13 protein-coding genes and 3 tRNA genes are annotated in these 21641 nt (G+C 41.0%); 2 read left to right on the top strand and 14 right to left on the bottom strand.

Annotated elements, in window-relative coordinates; translation table 11 throughout:
* Positions 1-122 precede the first annotated feature (122 nt).
* The 8 genes from H6763_03905 to H6763_03870 form a co-directional block, all read right to left on the bottom strand.
* Positions 123-1385 carry a Glu/Leu/Phe/Val dehydrogenase gene (locus H6763_03905; protein ID MCB9803946.1) on the bottom strand — a complete coding sequence of 421 codons (1263 nt, stop codon included), beginning with the start codon at positions 1383-1385 and terminating at the stop codon, positions 123-125.
* 433 nt (positions 1386-1818) lie between these two features.
* Positions 1819-2601, bottom strand: a complete 783-nt coding sequence (gene uppS / locus H6763_03900) for a di-trans,poly-cis-decaprenylcistransferase (GenBank protein MCB9803945.1) — start codon at positions 2599-2601, stop codon at positions 1819-1821.
* Between the two features lie 200 nt (positions 2602-2801).
* Positions 2802-3356, bottom strand: a complete 555-nt coding sequence (locus H6763_03895; GenBank protein ID MCB9803944.1) for a phosphohydrolase — start codon at positions 3354-3356, stop codon at positions 2802-2804.
* Between the two features lie 149 nt (positions 3357-3505).
* Positions 3506-5245 carry a proline--tRNA ligase gene (locus H6763_03890; GenBank protein MCB9803943.1) on the bottom strand — a complete coding sequence of 580 codons (1740 nt, stop codon included), beginning with the start codon at positions 5243-5245 and terminating at the stop codon, positions 3506-3508.
* A gap of 422 nt (positions 5246-5667) precedes the next feature.
* Positions 5668-8283, bottom strand: a complete 2616-nt coding sequence (argS, locus tag H6763_03885; protein MCB9803942.1) for an arginine--tRNA ligase — start codon at positions 8281-8283, stop codon at positions 5668-5670.
* Positions 8284-8622: 339 nt separating this feature from the next.
* Positions 8623-8698: transfer RNA gene (locus H6763_03880), tRNA-Arg, on the bottom strand.
* Between the two features lie 541 nt (positions 8699-9239).
* Positions 9240-9581 (bottom strand): DUF1653 domain-containing protein, encoded by a 342-nt coding sequence (locus tag H6763_03875; protein ID MCB9803941.1) that lies wholly within the window; start codon positions 9579-9581, stop codon positions 9240-9242.
* 532 nt (positions 9582-10113) lie between these two features.
* Positions 10114-10190, bottom strand: a tRNA-Arg gene (locus H6763_03870).
* A 62-nt stretch (positions 10191-10252) separates the two neighbouring features.
* Between H6763_03870 and H6763_03865 the strand changes: the two genes are divergently transcribed.
* Positions 10253-10789 carry a hypothetical protein gene (locus tag H6763_03865; protein MCB9803940.1) on the top strand — a complete coding sequence of 179 codons (537 nt, stop codon included), beginning with the start codon at positions 10253-10255 and terminating at the stop codon, positions 10787-10789.
* A 194-nt stretch (positions 10790-10983) separates the two neighbouring features.
* Positions 10984-13932 (top strand): excinuclease ABC subunit UvrA, encoded by a 2949-nt coding sequence (gene uvrA / locus H6763_03860; GenBank protein MCB9803939.1) that lies wholly within the window; start codon positions 10984-10986, stop codon positions 13930-13932.
* A gap of 341 nt (positions 13933-14273) precedes the next feature.
* Here the strand turns inward: uvrA and H6763_03855 are convergent, their stop codons facing one another.
* The 6 genes from H6763_03855 to H6763_03830 form a co-directional block, all read right to left on the bottom strand.
* Positions 14274-14957: an anaerobic ribonucleoside-triphosphate reductase activating protein gene (locus H6763_03855; GenBank protein ID MCB9803938.1), complete on the bottom strand. Its 684-nt coding sequence runs from the start codon at positions 14955-14957 to the stop codon at positions 14274-14276.
* Positions 14958-14993: 36 nt separating this feature from the next.
* Positions 14994-15134 (bottom strand): hypothetical protein, encoded by a 141-nt coding sequence (locus H6763_03850; protein MCB9803937.1) that lies wholly within the window; start codon positions 15132-15134, stop codon positions 14994-14996.
* 22 nt (positions 15135-15156) lie between these two features.
* Positions 15157-17331: a ribonucleoside triphosphate reductase gene (locus H6763_03845; GenBank protein ID MCB9803936.1), complete on the bottom strand. Its 2175-nt coding sequence runs from the start codon at positions 17329-17331 to the stop codon at positions 15157-15159.
* Between the two features lie 36 nt (positions 17332-17367).
* A complete protein-coding gene (gene nrdR, locus H6763_03840) occupies positions 17368-17811 on the bottom strand; it encodes a transcriptional repressor NrdR (GenBank protein MCB9803935.1) in 444 nt (147 codons plus the stop codon).
* 258 nt (positions 17812-18069) lie between these two features.
* Positions 18070-18145: transfer RNA gene (locus tag H6763_03835), tRNA-Arg, on the bottom strand.
* Between the two features lie 664 nt (positions 18146-18809).
* Positions 18810-21641 (bottom strand): hypothetical protein (locus H6763_03830; GenBank protein MCB9803934.1); only part of this gene is annotated, 2832 nt, incomplete at its 5' end.

Here is a 21641-nt window from a genome sequence, read left to right as displayed (position 1 = left end):
TTGTATCTCTTCCATATTAAATTTTGTGAAAATTAAATTATACATATCTTAAATCTTAAACCTTGCAGAAAGCTTGCAAATTGTTACAGAACCCAATAAGAGGGTGCTAAAAAGAACCTTCCTCAAAATTCTTTTGCAATACCCCCACCATTCTCTATAGCCTCGACAACTTTCTTCACAGCAAGAAGATAGGTTGCTTTCCTCAGGTCAAGACCCATATCACGAACGACATCTATCAATTGCTGAACTGCATTTTTCATCTGTTTCACAAGCATTTCATTCACCCTATCCAACGACCATATCTCATCAGTGCGATTCTGTACCCACTCGAAATAACTAACCGTCACTCCACCAGCGTTTGCAATAACGTCAGGTACGATCTTTACACCCTTCTCTAACAGCCTTTCCTCAGCATCAGGTGTTGTAGGACCGTTTGCAAGTTCAAGTATGTATGAAACTTTAATATTGTTGTAATTTTGGATAGTGATTGAGTTCTCTAATGCCGCTGGTGCAAGTATATCTACGTCAAGACCTAGTAGATCCTCATTACTCATCTCTACAACTTTGACCCCATCCTCAAAATAACCTTTCATACTACCTTTTTCATTCTTGTACGCTAATACTTGCGCAGGATCAAATCCTGAACTCGAGTATATTGCACCTTTGGAATCGCTTAACGCTACAATTTTATATCCGGCTTCATAGGCTTTCTGTGCAAACCAATAACCAACATTCCCAAAGCCCTGTACGGCTACACTCATACCCTCATGAAAATCTCCAATACCTTTGAGATACGAGTCTAGTACAATAAAACCGCCAAAACCCGTTGCCTCGATCCTCCCAAGCGAACCTCCCAACTCAAGAGGCTTTCCTGTAAACATCCCCGGATCTTTTATCCCTTTGATCTTTTCGATCTCATCAAGCATCCAAGCCATTACCCTTCCATCCGTATTTACATCTGGAGCTGGGATATCGATCTCACTTCCAAAATATTCCTTAAACTCAGCAGCATATGCCCTACTTAAGCGCTCGAGTTCAGCGACTGATAAATTCACAACTTCTACTTTAACACCGCCTTTTCCTCCACCAAGTGGAAGGTCAAGCATTGCACACTTCCAGGTCATCCACATAGATAATGCCATAACCTCTTCTCTCGATACATCCTTATGAAATCGGATCCCACCTTTGTATGGACCCCTCGAATTGTTGTGCTGTGATCGAAATGCTTCGAATTCCTCTGTCCGGCCATCATCCATCAAGACCTTTATTCGCTTCTCTATGACTCGATCAGGTGTCTTGAGCCTTTTGTATATTTCATCAGGAATATTCAGTAATTCTCTTACGAGTTCCAACTGCTCAACAGCATTCTCATATGGTGAGTTCATTTATTTTTCAGACTAAATTCATCTATCCATCTTATCATAGTTACATAGAGATCTAGCTAATTTTTTTATTCTTCGTAATTATGGAATATGCATAAATATGCGTAAAGAGATTGCTGATAGAATTTTTGTTACTTTTAAAATTCCTTGGAGGAATTATCTGTTATCCCGATTTCCAAAATAACCCCAAATCAACTTAGGGTTTAACCATCAAATCCGTATCGGAGTACCGGTGTATCAGAATACCAAAGGACCAAATCACCAGATCACCAGAGTATCGGTGTACTAAAGTATCGGTATATGGAAATATGGAAGAATCGAAGAGTCGATGGGGCAATGGACATCTAAGTTCTATGATCTATTCTTGGGAGAACAAACACGACCACAGCAGGGGTGTGAAACACAAAATATTTCCAATGAAACTACTGTTCAAGCATTATGCTCCAAACCTTCGATTTCGGCTTGGGAACTCCTTTACCACCTCCTCGAAACGGTCCGGAGTAAACTCAGGGAAGTAGTAATTTGGGAAAAACAGCTCGGATGGTTCAGACTGCCATGGCATAAAGCCACTCAGCCTCTGATCCTTTCCGGTACGAATTATCATATCCGGATCAGTCTGACCTTTCGTGTCCAAGTAGTTAGATAAGAGTTCGACATCAATATCCGCAGGATCGACACCATCCTCAACTATCTTCTTGACCATTCGCACTAATTCATCTCGTCCTCCATAATTGAAAGCTACATTGAGTGTTGCCTGTTGTTTGTGAGCAGTTTCCTGTTCCAACTCACGAATGATCTTTTGAAGTCTTTTTGGTAGTAACTCACGAGCTCCAAGATGTCGAAATCGGATATCTTCTGAAAGATACTCTCGTTTGAACCTCATGGCGTAAAACAGAAACAGCTTGATCAGATTCCTTATTTCAGATTTACTTCGTTTCTTGAAATTTTTGGTGTCCATTACCCAAACCGTGAGGGTTTTTATGCCAAGTTCTCCAGCTCTCTCTACTAATCTCATGACATTCTCTGCCCCTACAGCATGTCCTTCCTCCACTGATACACCATTTTCATTTGCCCATCTACGATTACCATCGCAAATGATCGCTACATGACTAGGACCACCTTCTATTGCACGTGTACCAAAAGAATATTCGCTATTTCTTCCTTGATATTCTTTTCTTAATGAATTTTCATAATTTTTACTAAATACTTTGTAGTTCATAGACCCTATATTTATACGATATTATCAACAATATAAACCTTGTATCTTTGAATTAGAATAAAATATTATACTGCTTCATCTATCTTTCAGCAAAACGCAGTATTATACGAAAAAACCTCTAACAAGTAACCCCATCGATAATATACTCTCTATACGGTTTCTCTTAAATATACATCTATCCAGATATGGACTGATAATATCTACAGCTCGGGTAGAAAGAGTTCGCCAAACTCAAGAGCATATTCGTATACTTCATCCGAAGAACCCTTCTCATATCTGTCAACCATTGGTAGTACCTCCTCCAAACATCTGCACTTACCTTGATAACAAGGATTTTTCGTGTAAAAAAGATCGGCATATGAAATAATTATTTCGTATATATTCTGTGGCAAATAATTCCCTTCAGGAAGTGGGATCTTTCTGCGCTTGATATTATCCATAGTGAATTTCGGAGAACAGTGCCTTAATGCGACATTACCATGATGAGGCATTCCCTCTTCATCCAATATCCGCTTCCCTACTATAAGGTGTTGAATATATGGCAATCCACCATTACATCCAATGTCCGGAGCATACACCTCTACGACACCAATATCATGTAACATACCTGCATCATAGATAAACTCCTGCTCCAATCTCGATAATCCTATTCTCTGGGCGATAACTACAGCGCGGTCAGCAACACGCTCAACATGTGACATATATATATCGTAAAGCTGTTCCTCTTCACTAATATATTTTTTGATGATCGTCATGTAATCAATCATAATTCACAGACACATCATATATGCGATAAGATCTCATCCGAGCAATACACACCAACACCAAAACCACCAACAACACCAAAACCGTCAACAACAACCATCGCATATCATAAAACCCTACACAAGATCAATTCCGTGATTTAGGCACTTTCGAACACCTGATACTCAAGGTCCTTGATCTTCTGTTTGATCAGGTCAACTGCAGTATCATACTCAATCATAATTGTATCACCACTTTCACGATATTTCAGCTCAACACTCCCTTGCTCCATAGAACGAGAACTTATCAACAATCTTATGGGAATACCGATAAGATCTGCATCATTCAATATCACTCCTGCTGAAACATCCTTTCGATCGTCCCAAAGAACTTCTACACCTGCATCCCAAAGTGCTGTGTACAGCTTTTCAGCTGCTTGAGAGATCTCTTCATCCTGACCAAGCTCAACGAGATGTACATGATATGGGCTTACAGTTATTGGCCATATGATACCTTTATCATCATTATGCAACTCGACTATCGAAGCGATAGTTCTACCCACACCTATACCATAACAACCCATATAATACTCCTTATTTGCACCTGTTGAATCAATATAGTATGCCGACATTTTTGAAGAATAGTGATATCCTAATTGGAAGATGTTTCCAACTTCGATGCCTCTATTCTCCTCAAGAGCTGACTTGCCGTCCTTATCGAGATATCCTGCTTTCGCTAAAGCAATATCTGCCAAGATCTCACATTCAAAATCTCTACCATAATTCACATTTATACTGTCTGTAGTCTCTTCTTTCTGCCCTCCAATGAAGTTTCGTACAGTTGTAAGGGAAATATCTCCGATATATCGGGCTCCTTCATGCCCCCAACAGTGAACATAGCCACTTTTAGTCCCTATCTTTGCTAGATCCTCATCGGTTGCATCTTCTAACTGCCCTACAGCATCAAGGACATGCTCCAACTTATTTTTATTAACTTCAAGATCTCCTCTGATAGTAGCGATGATTATCTCCCCAGTTATGCGATGTCGATATACAACATTTTTAAGGAATCGAGCTTTTGGTAATCCATAATGCTTCTCGTTATCTTCCATAGTCTTTACCCATTCCGGTTGCTCAATTATCTCAAACTCTTTCATCTCTTCATCCAGATTGATATCTTCTCTAGTGAATTCTGCAACATCCTCATGAGCAATATATGACCTATCCGCATTAAACAGATACTTGCTCTCACCTATCTCCGAATCTACAACATACTCATGACAGTATTCTCCACCAATATATCCATTATCTGCTAGAACACTTATTGCTACCAATCCCATTCTCTTAAAGATCCGTTCGTACGTCTGACCGATCTTTTCATACTCTTTGATAAAATCCTCCTCATCAGTGTGAAATGAATATGCATCCTTCATTAAGAATTCACGAACTCTTAATAAACCTCCACGAACCCTGATCTCATCTCTAAACTTGGAACTGAACTGATATACGTTAATTGGAAGATCTTTATATGAAAGATGGTAATTTCTCACAACATCTGTGAACATTTCTTCACCCGTCCCCCCAAGAACAAATTCATCACCTCTACGATCGGTCACCTTGATCAACTCAAAACCCGTTGTATTTGTACGGTTCGTTTCCTGCCACAGAGCAAGGGGGTGTAGAACTGGAGTGATCATCTTTTGAGCCCCACCACTATCCATTTCCTCCTCAATTATGCGTGTAACTTTATCTTGAACCCTCATCCCTAATGGAAGCATAAAGTATCTACCCGCTACACTCTCTCTAATGAAACCACCCTGATATAAGAGTTTGTGGGATGTCATAGTAGCGCTCCTAGGAGCTATTTTGACAGTTTTTCCGAATAGTTTTGAATACTTCATATTTAATTAGAAAAAAATAATGCCCTCACATACAATTAACATGATCTGCTAAATGTATGCAAAGGCATTAAGGAAATGCGGTACCACTTTGCTTTTACAAAGATATCACTATCTTCGCCTTACCAACTGTCAGCTCTTATCGATTATTTTGGCTTACAGTCTGCCCATTCTTACGACTAGGACTAGCCTAAGGTTAACCAGAGCAAGATTCACTTATTCCGGATTCCCTTACCACTCCACAGTAGGAGCTGCTTCATAGTGGGTGGCAAATTATAACATAACAGCACTTTTATTCAATTTCTTTCCGTGAATTTTGAAAGTCAGGATTTGTATCAGGCTAGGCTGTATACAATGCTGACATCATTACCAGACCAATATCTTTACCAGAAAAAATATCGTCACAGAAAAGGTTCGCTAAAAGATCACATCTCATCCAAAGTCTTTATACCCAATATTTGCAGACCATCCTTTAATACATGCATCGATAACTTAACAACATCAAGAAGTATTCTCTGGTCTTCTGGTGTTGCATCTACAACCCTCACACTTTCGTAGAAGTTATTGAAGCTCTTGGCAAGATCAAACAGATACTCAGCAAGTATACCCGGCGAGTAATTATTAGAGGATTGAATGATCACTTCGGGATACTTCAGCAGACGTACTACAAGATTGCGAACATCATCAGTATATACCTTCTCAAAAACATCGGGTGTGACTACCCTCTCCTCTCCAACCTGCCCTACCTTCTTTTGAATATTCTTTGCGCGTGTGTATGCATACATAATATATGGGCCACTTTTACCCGTGAAAGAAAGTGATTCCTCAACATCAAACTTCATCTGCTTGAAAGGATCTCTAGAGAGTAGCGAGTATTTGAGAGCACCAATAGCTACAGCATCTGATATTTCATCAAGTACCTTATCAGGTATATCACTCGAGCGAGATCGTAATACAGTAGCAGCTTCATCTTTCATCTGATCCATAAGGTCATCAGCAGAAAGATCTAATCCATCACGCGAACTCAGTTTCTTTCCATCCTTACCGACCACTACAGAGTAAGCGAAATGATACAGATCATCCATCGGCATGATGTTAAGCGCATCCAAAATTGCAAAAAGCCTTTGAAAATGTGCTACCTGTTCCTCTCCTACTACGTAGATTATCTTCCATGGGTCGAACTTCTCCTTTTTCCTTACAAGCAAACCCATGTCTTGCGTATGATAAAGGCCTGTACCATCTGATTTCAGTACTATAGTATCAGGTAGACCATACTCCTGCTCGATTCGTGCAATAACAGCTCCATCATCTAGCTTTTCTAACACCCCTTCTCCTAGATGTTCAGTGATTATCTCCTTACCACCTTTGTAAACATCACTTTCATACCAAGCGTAACCCGGCTCCTCCCAAATTCGCTTAATTGTTTGTCGTTGTCCAGTATATGACCAGTTCACCAACCTTTCCCAAAGCATTCGTATCTCCTTATCACCTTTTTCCCACCTGACAAGAAAATCACGCACTGCTTTTTGAACCTCAGGATCCTCATTATATTTGTTCTTTCCTAAAACATAGTATCTATAAACGAAGTGATCTGGCTTATCACCTGTAGATTCAGGAGTAGCTCCATCAGCAAACTTTTGATAAGCCCACAACGTTTGCATTACAGGCAATCCCTTATCATTGATGATATCGTCATTCTCGGCCTCCAAGCCAACATGCTGAAAAAGTCGGATCAGTGCCTTCCCCAGAAGGATATTCAATAAATGCCCGACATGGGGGGTTTTATTCGGATTCCAACCAGGACTTTCGACTAGCATAAGCTTCCCACCACCAACATTTGATCTACCAAAGATATCAAGGTTTTCTAATACTGTTTCTAATTTTTTTGAAATGAACTCTGGAGAGATCCTGATGTTGATAAATCCATTTTCTGCTGCAGTCACAATGCTAAATGGTGCTTTTTCAAAGTCTTCCTTCTCTCTCTGATCAACCATGTTCTTTACGATCATTTCAGCTGTATTTCGTGGTGAATCTTTCAATATCTTAGAATAACGAAATGCAACAGATGAAGAGACATCTCCGAGAAACCCGTCCTGAGAGTATGCTAAACCTATATCTCCGATATCTTTCGGAAGATACGGTCTCAATGCTAGATCGAGATCCCTAAGTAGACTATCTGTAGCTTCAAATCTCAAAGATTCAGGCTTCCTTTTTCGAATTCCCTTTGTTCCCTGAATCTTACTGACTACAAGCGATGCTAGGTTCTGCTCTACAGTACCAGTAAGTTCTGACATAGATCTGCTCTTAAACGGAACTTCTACTACAGGACATCGTTGATCTAAGATATACCTCTCAATCTTAGCACCAAACAGTGATTCTAGACCGTTGGCAATCTCATCGATTGACTGCTGTCCGAGCATATTTATCTCTCCCCCATCATCTACATAGTCGATTATGACGATAAGATCTACGGTAGTCCTAGTGATCTTTGTGCGTTCTGACTGTCGCCATGCCCACATCCTACAGGATACAGAATGAGAATCTTTCCATACAATTTCTCCTTTCGAAGCCCTTCCTACCTTCTTTCCATTGATCTCTAAAAATAACTCACTTCCATCAGCGACATCTAACTGCAGATCTCCGAAATAACCTGACAGATCTTCTGCACCAAATGGCAATAAGTATTTCAGTGATAGAGCATTATAATAATTCACAAGCGGATTGACGTTTGGTATCTTGTCACCTCCCAATACACGGAGTGCAAGGTTCTTGTGAGAAGGTAACATCTTTTGCTTATCTTTTTTCGACATCTCCGAATCTTCACCTACACTCTTATATATCTCGTCCCAAACCTTGATAGATGCAACATCTTCGATCCCCTTCCCTTTGTATTTTGATATCAGATCCTTCTCACTTTTTCTCAAAAGTTCGTTTATGCTCCTGCTGTGTGAGGTTTCCACATTCACCCCATGAGCTACCACTATCCCTTCTACGATATTGGGGAATTTTTGTAATACGGACTTCGAGATCGACACTTTCATATCATTAATTGGCTCAAATTATCATAACTTTCTCCATCTGATAATAAGCAAAAAACCCTCATCAGATGAAACAATATTTCATGAGACGAGGGTTCTCCCGCGGTGCCACTCAATTTCGCATAGTTACATTCCTATAGATATGCGCACTTGTGATATTTTTTTGTGCAACCAGAAGCTCGTTCGGTTCCTATACATACCGGCTCACACCTTACCCGGTTCGCTGAGATGATAAAGGTTTTACCTACTTCTCTTCATCAGGGGTATTTTATCAACTTTTATTGGGAATAACAAACTCTTTGGTAAGAGGTGCTGTATTGATACATAAGGAGAATATTGGTATGGCGCATCCGGAGGGATTCGAACCCCCAACAACTGGTTCCGAAGACCAGTGCTCTGCCAATTGAGCTACGGATGCATGGCTTGGTAATTATATTTGAAAGGGCGTGGAAAATCTACCCCGCTAACTTATAGTCGGGCGGGTATGTTATATGAATATTACCCCGTAATGAAAAATTAACAATAAATATTATAAATGATCTTTTTAACAGCGATAATTCGCGCAATACCACTGTAGAACACCTGTGTAGGATTCCTGGACACACCCCTATTAAAAAATACGTGGATAAACCCCTACAACACCAATTTACAAAAAATGCCTATAAAGCCCTTGTATCACACAGTGCAATATCCGTGCAATCTCCTTTTCAACAAACTTTTAAAACACCCGTGTAAGAGTTGTGCGTTTGTATAAACCGGGAAATGGTGTAGGATCAGCATTTTTCACCTGATCTCATCTACAGATCCCCGCTATAGACCACCTGTCCCGGTCTCATCTCCAGATCTCAATTACCAACCTCAGCTACCGATCCTCGCCCCCGATCCTCATACCGCATCCGGTCTCAACTCACGGTCTCAATTACCGATCCTCGCCCCCGATCCTCGTACCGCATCCGGTCTCAACTCCCGAGATAGACGAAGCGCTCTACGAGGTCGCCGTTCTCTAACTGCTTGATACCTAAAAACATCTCTTTTGGTCTTAGCCATAGCTTTTTCTGACCTTTGCCATCCAAATGTCTATACAGAATATAACTTTCACCGTCGCCGTCTTCACAAGCTCCGTATACATAATACTCACCACCCTTAAAATGCCTCCAACGACCTTCGGGTACATCAAAAGCGACTCCGGTATACTCAACTACAGGGTGAATATCCTTATCTGCTGTCCTTTTACCATTATTCTTTTTTACTGGAGCGCCTTCATATAATATACGATAGATCTCCTCTGTCTCTGTATGCATAGCTAGTCCGTCTTCCAACAGTGTTTTCAGCTCTGCATTGGTTATAGGGACAAGTCTTGAATCCATTTTTCTTGGGAAATAAGTTATTTCATACAGATTATCAGAATTATGTTATGACAACAATATAATGCGAATTAAGTACTCTCTACAATATTACATATAACAATCGACTATGTGTTTACCTCTATCAAAGCTTACATATTTTTTGATCGAGGTGAGGTACTTCCGCAAATGACGTACATCTCGCACAGATAGACTTTGATCTCGACAAAAAGACATTATTTTATCCAGATGTAATATGACGAATTTTCAAGGTTTCACTAAATTAAGCATCCGTTTTAATATCTTAGAGCATAATAAGATATGACTATCTGATGATCATGGCCACCTTGAGAGTTCTTAAAAGAACCTCAAGAAGACCTCCACTACAGTATTTAGCATTCAGAAACCAAATTTATTGGTGAATTTATTGGTGAATCTTATAAATCGGATGGCAATAGAAAGCTGATCGATCGTGATATGCATGACAAAGTGGCGTACCCGGCCGGAATCGAACCGGCAACCTTCAGTTCCGCAAACTGATGCTCTATCCGATTGAGCTACGGGTACATGTCGAATTTGTTGCAGTAGTAGTATAATAATATATTATTAGTTTTTTTTCATTAAAATGTATGAAAATGGATCTATCCATCACCGCTATTTCCAAACCACTTTCATTAATTACCGCCTTGATCTCGTTCACTTGGGCATATTCTCTTCTATTTATACTTCAGAATCCAGCTCTTTATAAATTATCTGAGATAGCATCAGAGGATCAGTACCGCAATATCGTTGACAGTATGCAATCTTCGATAAATTCATGGTACGCTATACTACTCCCCATTACGATCATCATTGCTGTGATCGTATTTATGATCGACCTATATGAGATGCTCAAGAACCATAACACCCCATCTTTAGGTGAAAGCCTAGTTTGGAGAAATATTGCACTTATCTCTCCCTATCTGCTTTATAGCGGGGTTTTGCTTGTAGCTACTGTTTCTGATCAGATCTCCGATATCAACCTAGCGAGCTATGATTTCAGCGATCTTGCAAAGATAATTCCACTCTATACTTTGAGGGTTCTGATAATACTTCTGCTTCCTCTCATGGGATCTGCATACTACCTGATCTTCCAAGGTGTAAAGAGGGTCTATAGACGAAAATAACTCAAATCAGCTGTACCAATAGCCAGACTTGACCAGTAGCCAGATCACCCATACCGATATTACCTATGCTAGATCACCCGTACCGATATTACCTATGCTAGATCACCTGTACCGATATTACCTATGCCAGATCACCCATATAGATCATTGCAACGTCAGCACTAGGGAGGTTTTCTATGCTATAATCTTCGGTCATGCAGGATTTTATCAGGATCAAGGGCGCAAAGGTACATAACCTTAAGGATATTTCCATAGATATCCCTAGAAACAAGCTGGTCGTCATGACCGGTGTTTCAGGTTCCGGAAAATCCTCACTCGCTTTCGATACACTGTATGCAGAAGGACAGAGAAGATACGTAGAGTCACTTTCCTCTTATGCTAGGCAATTTTTGGGATTGATGGAGAAGCCTGATGTAGAATCTATAGAAGGTCTTTCCCCTGCAATTTCTATCGACCAAAAGACCTCTAGTTCAAACCCTAGATCTACAGTCGGAACCGTTACTGAGATATACGATTACTTGCGACTTTTGTATGGTCAGATCGGTGAAACACACTGTCCTAACTGTGGGAGAAGTGTAAAAGCGCAAACTATACAAGAGATTGCTAAACAAGTCTTTTCAACCTTATCAAAACAGCAAAATACCTCGAAGGCTCAAAATCAGAAAAAAACAGACATGAATGTACGAATCCAGATCCTCTCTCCAATTATACAATCCAGAAAGGGAACTTATATTGAACTATTAGAGGGTTTGCTCTCAAAAGGATTCCTTCGTGTACGCATAGATGGAGAGGTTTTTGTACTAGATGATATAGAAAGGATCAAATTAGATAAAAATATCAAGCATGATATCGACTTGATCGTTGACCGCTTGATCTCTCCTGACAAGAATATACTTGGCAAAGAAGATTCAGATGAATTCAAGGAGTTTGAGAAACGCCTTTCCGATGCACTCGAACTCGCCTCAAACATGGCAGAGGGCGAAATAAAGGTTCTGATCAATGATCAAGAATTCTTCTACTCAGAGAACAACACCTGCTTTAGCTGCAAAGTTTCTTTCCCAAAGATCAAGCCAGCATCATTCTCGTTCAATTCTCCACATGGTGCATGTGAAAAGTGTGCTGGACTAGGGACATTGAAAGAGATAGACATCGACAAGATCTATAATCCTAGATTATCCATCATGGAAGGAGGGATATTTCCATGGTCAAACAGAACCACTACGCCAGGATCTTGGACCTACAATATCCTCTCAAAAGTTGCTGAAACACACGGATTCAACCTAAAGACACCTATCGGAGAATATCCTCAAGATATATTTGATCTTGTCTTTTATGGTATAGGTGCAGATAGCGATTACAGGATCAGCTATCGAAACAAACAAGGACAGTACAGAGAGTACGATGCCCGATTTGAGGGTGTCATACCAGAGCTTGAGCGACGCTATCACGAAACCTCATCTTCATATATTCGGATGGAAACAGAAAAGTATATGGTGGAGAGGGATTGCTCTGTATGTGAAGGTAAGAGATTGAAACCGTATTCATTAGCTGTCACCATCGCTGAAACTAATATCGACTCACTAGTAAAAAAGCAGATAGAAGAAGCTATCCGTTTCCTCAAAGATCTCGATCTAAAGGGCAATCATGCCCAAATAGCTTCACCTATCCTGAAAGAGATCATCAGCAGATTGAAATTTCTCTCGGATGTCGGACTTGATTATCTTACATTAGATAGAAAAGCAAACACCTTATCAGGAGGCGAATCACAAAGGATCCGCCTTGCTTCTCAGATCGGAACGGGGCTGACCGGTGTACTCTATGTACTCGACGAACCATCGATCGGTTTGCACTCGAGAGATGTCACACGCCTGATCAACACCTTAGAAGAGTTGAGAGATCTTGGGAACTCAGTCGTTGTAGTCGAGCACGACCATGAAACTATAAGTCGCGCTGATTATATAGTCGACATCGGACCAGGAGCAGGCGACCTGGGAGGTGAAGTAGTAGCAGAAGGACCATTTGACAAGTTTATCAAACAGGGGTCTATGACTGCTAAATACCTCAAAGGAGATCTATATGTCGGTGAAGGACTCCCTACCCCATATCAGCTCACACTCAATGATAACTCCAAAGCGCCTCTCTCGATCAAACTGAAAGGTGTCACTACGCACAACCTAAAAGATATCTCTGTAAGTATACCTCTAGGTCGGTTTGTTGGGATAGCAGGAGTATCAGGTTCGGGAAAATCATCGCTCATTAACGATACACTCTATCCTATCCTAATGAACGAGAAGATGAATGGGAAAAGACGAGTTGGAGAATACAGATCAATAGAAGGACTTGAGCATATAGATAAGGTCATTGGTATCGACCAATCACCCATAGGACGCACACCAAGATCCAACCCCGTCACATACACAGGTGCTTTCACAAAGATCCGAGAATTATTTGCCAGCACTCAAGAAGCAAGAGCGAGAGGCTATAAAGCTGGGAGGTTCAGCTTCAATGTTCGTGGAGGACGGTGCGAGAAGTGCAAAGGAGATGGTCAGATCAAGATAGAGATGCAATTCTTACCCGATATGTATGTCACTTGTGAGGAATGTGGTGGTAAGAGATATAACAAGGATGCCTTACAGATAGATTATAAAGGTAAGAATATCGCAGATGTTCTAGATATGCGCGTATCTGAGGCCCTACAATTCTTCAGCAACATAGGTCCTATCCGAAGTAAACTCAAACTGCTTGAAGATGTAGGGTTGGGTTACATTAAATTAGGACAGTACGCCACAACCCTATCAGGAGGAGAATCTCAAAGGATCAAATTAGCACGGGAGCTATCAAAGACCGTAAGAGGTCACACAGTATACATCCTTGATGAGCCAACAACCGGACTTCACTTTCACGATGTAGACAAACTCCTCAGGGTGTTGAAGAAACTTGTAGAGAAGAACAACACGATCATCATCATTGAGCATAATATGGACCTACTGAGATTTTGCGATTGGATCATAGACCTTGGTCCCGAAGGTGGTGATCGCGGAGGCGAGGTCGTAGCATGTGGTACCATACAGGATATTATCCAAGAGCCTCGAAGTCACACGGGTCGATACTTGAAAGAATACCTTGATGAGATGAAAGCTTGAGAAACATTAATATCCCTACCCTTGCCAGCTTCGATCGTATCACAACAGATCCACACCTATTAACACACCACAGAGTTACAGTGGGGAAAAAACCCCCTAGCGACTTCGAACCACATCAGCAAACAGGACCTGAAGCCCCATCAGGCAAGCAGGACATGCAACCATCCTGACAGACAGGTTTCGAGCTGCACCTTCAAGTAGACCATCGGATCAGACCCTTAGATCATTACCACAAAGAGCCTTTAAGACTACTTTGGCAGACTACCGATAGGTTGCTAAGGTGCTGTTTTTTATGCTCGGGAGCTTGAGGAATGAAAGTTTTTTCAAATTGGCAATCCCCATCATCGAATGTAAACATTCTTAACATATGCCTCCATTATCCGCTTAAAATCTTCCAGTTCACCTTGAGTGAAACTGTTCTGACTGTTCAGTGTCGGGTCGATAGTCTTTCCGGGTCGAAAATTCTGAATATAATAGTTATCAGCACCATTGATCATTTCTCCTATCTTGTGCATAGAATCAATATCGTGCATACCCTTCATCACAGTAGTACGGAATTCGTGATCAACACCATCACTCATGATCGATCGAATACTCCTCTCAACATCCCTTTCGAGTATCTTCCTGCCTCCGTTAACACCCTGTGCATACAAGTCTTTCCCGTACTTGATATCCATAGCCCAATAATCAACTATACCAAGCTCTAAGATACTCTCTACGCGTTCAGGCGACCCTCCGTTCGTGTCTAGCTTGATCATATACCCAAGCTCGCGTATACGAGTGATCACATCTTCTAGGTCGCGATGTATGGTCGGCTCCCCACCAGTAATTACAACGGCCTCTAATTTATCCACACGTGTCTGTAGGAAATCTATGACATCATCTACGGAAAAGGCATTTTTCCGATCAAGCCGTTGTGTTACTAATTCGGGATTATGGCAGTAGGGGCAGCGCATATCACAGCCATAAGTAAAGATGATCGCTGACATCTTGCCGGGATAATCAAGTAATGTGAATTTCTCCAAACCAGCAATGATCATATTCGATCTGGGAATTTTCCCTTACATCTTTTTAAATACTGTCCTATCACAAAATTCGGCTTTTTTACCATTGTTGAATTGGGCGACAGGCCGGATGTATCCAACAACCCTTGTATAAACCTCACATTTTTGTCGTCGCTTTTCTACTGGATTTGTTGACATGAATTTATAATTAATAAATTAACTAAACTGCACTAAAATTTGGATGTAATCCAAACTCCGCTGGGCCTTGAGCAATCTCCTCAGGAGACACATACCCTATCTCAACATCACACTTAGGACAGTACTCATGCTCTCCTGGCAGATACCCATGCTTTGGACAAACACTAAATGTCGGTGTCACAGAAAAATATGGCATCTTGTATGTATCAGTCACCTTTTTGACCAGTTTCTTCACACTATCAATAGAGGGCATTCGCTCACCAAGAAATGCGTGGAACACAGTCCCACCCGTGTACATACACTGCAACCCATCCTGAAGATCAAGTGCCTCAAATAGATCCTGAGTGTAACCTACAGGTAATTGAGAGCTGTTTGTGTAATACGGGTCTTTTGATTCGGCCATACTTGGTGCGGTGATAATTTCAGGAAACTTTTTCTTGTCGGCTTTTGCGAATCGATAGCCTGTCGATTCAGCCGGAGTTGCTTCTAGATTAAAGATATCCCCAGTTTCTTCTTGGTAACCACCTATCTTATCTCGCATATGCTCCATGATCTCTTTTGCAAATTCTTGACCCTTGGAAGTTGAGAGGTCCTCTCCCATGAAATTCAGGAGAAGTTCATTCATGCCATTGATACCGATGGTATTGAAGTGATTTTTCCAAAATTCACCAAATCTGTCCTTTACAGCTGATAGGTAGAACCGCGAATACGGATACAGCCCTCTCTCAGTAAACTCTTCAAGTACTTCTCTTTTCTTTATGAGGCTAGCTTTTGCTATCTCCATCAACTCATCCAATCTTTCGAAAAGATCCTCCTTGTCTTTTGCAAGATATCCTAATCTTGGAAGATTGATCGTGACAACCCCTACACTTCCGGTAAGAGGGTTTGATCCGAACAGTCCACCTCCGCGTTTTCTCAACTCCCTGTTATCCAATCTCAACCTACAACACATAGATCTCGCATCATCGGGATTCATATCTGAGTTCACATAATTTGAGAAATATGGGATACCGTATTTTGCTGTCATCTCCCAAAGTGGCTCAAGGGCAGGATTATCCCAATCAAAATTCTTAGTAATATTGTAGGTAGGGATCGGGAAAGTAAACACTCTACCACTAGCATCTCCCTCTATCATAACCTCTGCAAATGCTTTGTTTATCAAGTCCATCTCTGGCTGAAAATCTTTGTATCTTTCTGACATCCTCTTTCCTCCGATTATCACTGCTTCATCCGCCAATGCACCAGATGGGGTGATATCCATGGTGATATTTGTAAATGGCGTCTGACAGCCTACCCTGGTTGGAACATTCATATTGAAAACAAATTCCTGCAAGGCCTGCTTTACCTGCTTGTATGACAGTTCGTCATAACGAACAAATGGTGCCAGATATGTGTCGAAACTTGAGAAAGCCTGAGCACCAGCAGCTTCATGCTGAAGGGTATAGAAGAAGTTCACAGTCTGACCAAGAGCTGTAGAGAAATGCTTAGGAGGAGCACATGAGATCTTACCCGGTACTCCTGTAAACCCTCTCAGCAAAAGGTCCTCTAGACTCCATCCACAACAATATATCGCAAGCATACCCAGATCATGAATGTGAAGATCAGCATTTATATGAGCATTGGCTATCTCTTTTGAATAGATACTATGGAGCCAATAATTCGCTTGGACACTCGATGAGATGTGGTTGTTCAATCCCTGCCAGGAGTATGACATATTGGAATTTTCATTGACTCGCCAATCATGTTCTCCGATATAGTCGCCAACTAACTCATCTGCATCTATCAGCGATTTGATATTTCTGATCTTGTTTCTGAGGTCTCTATAAAGCACAAATGCCTTTGCTGTCTTTCCATGTCCCATATCAAGCAATGTTTGTTCCAATACTTCGAGTATATCCACAGCCTTGATATCTTCCTCCTCGGGATATTTTTCTTTTAATCGCCTAAGGATCTCCTCAGTCACCTCTTTTGCTCGCTCCCTGTCTGAACCTCCTACAGATTGTGCTGCCTTAAAAATGCCGTTCTCTATCCTTTCGGGGTTGAAGATCTCTATCCTTCCATCTCGCTTGATCACATTCTTAAAGGGATGCTCGTAGTGGCTGGCATTATTTGTAGTTGAGAGATGTCTGGGTTTTTGGTCAGATCGTATACTTACCTTGGATTTTCGATCCTTGACAATTCCTACCTTACTTGGCATTGCAACAATTTGATAATTTATGGGTCAACAATTTCCCTACAGAGATTCTAGCTCTGCTTTGAACTGGTCGATACTCTTAAACTCCTTATATACACTAGCAAAGCGCATATAGGCTATCGGGTCTACCTCCTTTAATTGCTCCAGAACCATCTTCCCAATAGCTACAGATGGTACGGTTATAGAATCCATGTTGAGAAGTCGCATCTCGATATCTTCAACCATGCTACACACCTGTTCTTCTGAAACAGAGTGCTTGTCGACAGCCTTTCTGATGCTCTTCATCAACTTGTTCCTATCATATTGCTCTAAAGTCCCGTCTTTCTTTACTACGCTCAGATCTATCGTTTCTACTCTCTCATATGTTGTAAATCGCTTTTCACAATCCAAACACTCTCTCCTTCTTCTCGTGACACCTTCATCCTCTTTATCACGCTTATCAACCACCTTTGTTTTTTGAGAGCCACAATAAGGACACTTCATATATACCACAACATATTGTTAATATACCCAACATTACACCCAACTGATTGTGGTCGTCAACAACCTATATAGTGACATATATTGAGTTATTGGCGTAAGAATAGGAAATGGATACAAACGATACCCTAACTATAAGTTCTATTATTGAAAACTCCAGGATAGGCTCTACGAAGAGAATTATTTGTGCCAGAAGTCAAGCGAAATAGTAGCCCTATAGCAGTATTATTGTACAATTACTTTGAACATACACACGAGTAATGGCGTACCTGGCAGGACTCGAACCTACAACCTACTGCTTAGAAGGCAGTTGCTCTACCGATTGAGCTACAGGTACATTCTATGATCTTGATGATTCTATCATTAGAGAAAAGGAATTTCCATAGTATTCTTGTGGAATTTACTATTGGTATATCCTGTAAATCCAATATATTTGAGGTTGACGATCAGCTCGTTTTATCTGCATGATCCTCGGGTGATCGGGTGATCGGATGATCGGATGATCGGGTGATCGGCGTGATCGGCGTGATCGGCGTGATCGGGTGATCGGTATGATTAGGATGGCTGGATGTTTTGTATTTATCTGTGTTTATTCAGGAAGATTTGCTCTTATAACAAGAGGTGTCGTCATAAAAAAAAGAAGACCGTGAGGTTAGGATCTTCACGGTCAGTCCATACGGTGACTGTTGGAACTCAGGGCAATAAAAAGTTCCAACCTTGTGATCACTTATACTTTGATCTACACCCAGCTTGATCTCAGGGCAGTAACTTTTGAGATCAAACTGTACTAATTCAGAATACCTGTGATTAGAAATATCGTCAAGAGATGAGAGGGAAAGTTGGGTAATATATATACCCTACATTAGGTCTGATGACTTTGGTGTGAATTATGGATTCAGTTTGATTACTTAGATCACTGCATAAGAACAGTATGTACTTACCGAAGAAACCTTGAGTAACTGTGCCATTTGTTTAATTAACGTATAAAATGCCTTCCAACCCTACCTCACAACCAACCAATCTACATAAATATCCTCTACCTGTGGTTGATTGATATGGATCTCAAAACTACCTGAACTTATCTCATCTGTACTCACAGCTAATGATCGTCCGCTTGCAGTTCGCTTCATCGTGACAAATACTAGAGAATCAGGCTCTACAGATGTAGAGTAAACCGTGGCTGAATCATACCCAGCAGGGATCTTAATGGTACCAGCAGAGGCGGATGCAACATCAACCCTTAGTAGGTCTATACTCTCTGTCTCTACACCCTTTATCCTTGCATTTTCTGCGATAATATCTCCCTCTGCTAGGATATTCTCGACCTTCAGATCTCCTTTGACAATAAGATCTATGAGTTCTCCTTCAATCGCAGAAGCAATGATAAGCGACGGATCTGATGTTGTAAGACGGCCATTTATCTCTACAACTCCTTCGATCGTTAGCTTCTTGTCTGTAGACGATGTGGTAATGAATCCTGTACCAACAACGAGATCTTCTGTATTCGTGATCTTCATAGTAGCGGAATTTACTTCTATAGACTCTGCTAGTAATTCTTTGATCTTAAGACCCCTGCCTATTATCTCAAGTAAGCCATCTGTATCTCCAACTATACTACCTTCGATCTCTATATCACCTGCAACACCTACCATACCACTCGCATCAGCAGTAAGAGTACCATTAGCAATATTTAAACTATTTGCTGAAATCGAATTGAATTGGCTGAAACCACCGATAAAACCTTCAGAACTGTATACTTTGCTTGTTGTTGATAGAACTCCGTCATTTAATGACCATTCATTTAATGCCGCCTGAATAGGATTGAAATAACCCGGATTCACATACACACTGATCCTCTTGACCTTAGTCGGATCTGCTTCAAGATAATCCTCCAAAGCCCTCCCTACAATATAACCAGGCTGAGTTGATCTCATACCGACTCCTGGTACTGAGCTTGCAGTGATCGGATCGCCTTTTCTGATAACACCGTTCTCTGTTGATACTCTTGTGAATATTTGACCGATAAAACCTACGATCGCCTGATCAGGTAAGGGTTCTTCAGTTTTTGCATTTCCTACAAATCCAGCAGTATCTGACACTACTCCCACTATGGAGTCACCTGTTACAGCTGTTTTGTTTGTAAAGGCAACAATATCTCCAGGTTGATTAGGGGTTGTGACCCTAAAGTATTCGGCAAAGTCTGCTCCCCCTGTCTCATAAGCAACATTATTATTATTTAATCGTATTCTACCGACACTCGTTGCCGCCGCTTGAAATACAACAAATCGTTTTTGTGTACCAGTAGCGGCTGTTGCCGTTCTGATAAGCAAACCCGCATTGTTTGTATTACTCGTACTGTTTGTATTATTGATATACACTAGGGGACTAGCACTATTTGTATTTTCAACCTGTAACTGATAGGTAGGTGCTGTCGTTCCTATCCCAACATTACCTACAAAGATTCCTGCATAGTTCAATGATGCCCCTGTGGCGGAAAAGTACCCGGCAATATTTTTAGAACTTGTACCAGTATTTGTGACTGAAGAATAGATCCCATATGCGGTATGCGAAGAATTTGAATTTGCTCCGGACCTATCGGAATATAACATATACGAAGAACCTGAGCCTCCACCAGCGGTTGATGCTGAGGATATACTAATCCCCTTACCCGTGGTAATAGCATTCAATGTAAGATCGATCCCATTTCCGGTCGTTAGACTATTTGCGGTGAGATTCATCGCAGAAGTAGTTGTTCCTGTATATATCTGAGAATAAGTTCCGGTACCGCTTTCTAGATAGATAGTTTTTCCCGAAGCAAGTGTAAGGTCATCTGCAAAATAAAAACCTGCTTTTGAGGGTGCTATAGAATCAAATATCACAGAATCCGAAGATCGAGTTGTGATAGACAAGTAATTTGATGTGTCGTACGCAACTCTCAGCTGTTCACTGGTGCTTTGTACTTGGAGCTTTACAGAAGGTGTAGATGTTCCGATACCAACTGAACCGTTTGGAACCAATATCCCATAGTTTATTGCACCACCACTTGCACTAAAGTAGCCCGATATATTAGTAGAAAGAGTGCCTGTATTGGTGACAGACGAATAGAGTCCGTAAGCTGTGTGAGAGGAATTACTGTTGGTTCCAGATCTTGTCAATTCCATCAAGTACGAAATACCAGAGGCTCCACCGAGAGCAGAACTAGAAGAAAGAGTGAAGGCTTTTCCTGTAGTCAATCCATCCGCAGTAAGAGAGATGATATTTGATGTGGTAATGCTGTTCGCACTGATCGAGAAAGCCGGAGTTGTGGTTCCGGTATATACTTGCGAATATTTTCCTGTACCACTAGCAAATTCAAAGTTATTATCTTGACTTAGTCTTATTGGATCTTCAAATAAAAAACCGGCCGTCGTCGGCGCAGTGGCATTGAATTGGAAATAATTATCAGAGACAGCAGTAAAATCAACATAGTTTGAAGAATCATATTCAAGACGAAGTTGAGGTCGCGAACTTTCTTGAACTTGCAATTTTGCACCTGGCCTAGTTGTTCCAAGGCCAATGCCAACAGAACCTGAAGAATTATAAAAGCTAACGATAGGATTACTTGAATTATCGTTTATGTCTAAACGGGAATCAGCCCCAATGTAATTCACTCCTGAATTCACTATCGAGAATTCCTGATTTACATAACCCACAGTTGTAATATAAGAAGTTGAATTGAAACGGATCTTGTTCGAAGGTACAACTGCATTTGTAGCGGTTGTATCCAAGAGGATATCAAAACCGGAGGTTGTTCCTGAGCCTAAGTGTAATCTCGCTGTTGGTGTACTCCGCCC

The organism is Candidatus Nomurabacteria bacterium (assembly GCA_020632395.1).
Lineage (GTDB): Bacteria > Patescibacteriota > Dojkabacteria > SC72 > JAHDCA01 > JACKFQ01.
This window is presented reverse-complemented; position numbering and strand designations above follow the sequence as displayed.

Coding starts and splice junctions, on each gene's coding strand:
- H6763_03845 (MCB9803936.1), bottom strand. CDS start 17,331: ATGCCAAGTAAGGTAGGAATTGTCAAGGATCGAAAATCCAAGGTAAGT.
- argS (MCB9803942.1), bottom strand. CDS start 8,283: ATGAAAGTGTCGATCTCGAAGTCCGTATTACAAAAATTCCCCAATATC.
- H6763_03890 (MCB9803943.1), bottom strand. CDS start 5,245: ATGAAGTATTCAAAACTATTCGGAAAAACTGTCAAAATAGCTCCTAGG.
- nrdR (MCB9803935.1), bottom strand. CDS start 17,811: ATGAAGTGTCCTTATTGTGGCTCTCAAAAAACAAAGGTGGTTGATAAG.
- uvrA (MCB9803939.1), top strand. CDS start 10,984: ATGCAGGATTTTATCAGGATCAAGGGCGCAAAGGTACATAACCTTAAG.
- H6763_03875 (MCB9803941.1), bottom strand. CDS start 9,581: ATGCATACAGAGACAGAGGAGATCTATCGTATATTATATGAAGGCGCT.
- uppS (MCB9803945.1), bottom strand. CDS start 2,601: ATGAACTACAAAGTATTTAGTAAAAATTATGAAAATTCATTAAGAAAA.
- H6763_03905 (MCB9803946.1), bottom strand. CDS start 1,385: ATGAACTCACCATATGAGAATGCTGTTGAGCAGTTGGAACTCGTAAGA.
- H6763_03895 (MCB9803944.1), bottom strand. CDS start 3,356: ATGACGATCATCAAAAAATATATTAGTGAAGAGGAACAGCTTTACGAT.
- H6763_03865 (MCB9803940.1), top strand. CDS start 10,253: ATGAAAATGGATCTATCCATCACCGCTATTTCCAAACCACTTTCATTA.
- H6763_03850 (MCB9803937.1), bottom strand. CDS start 15,134: ATGTCAACAAATCCAGTAGAAAAGCGACGACAAAAATGTGAGGTTTAT.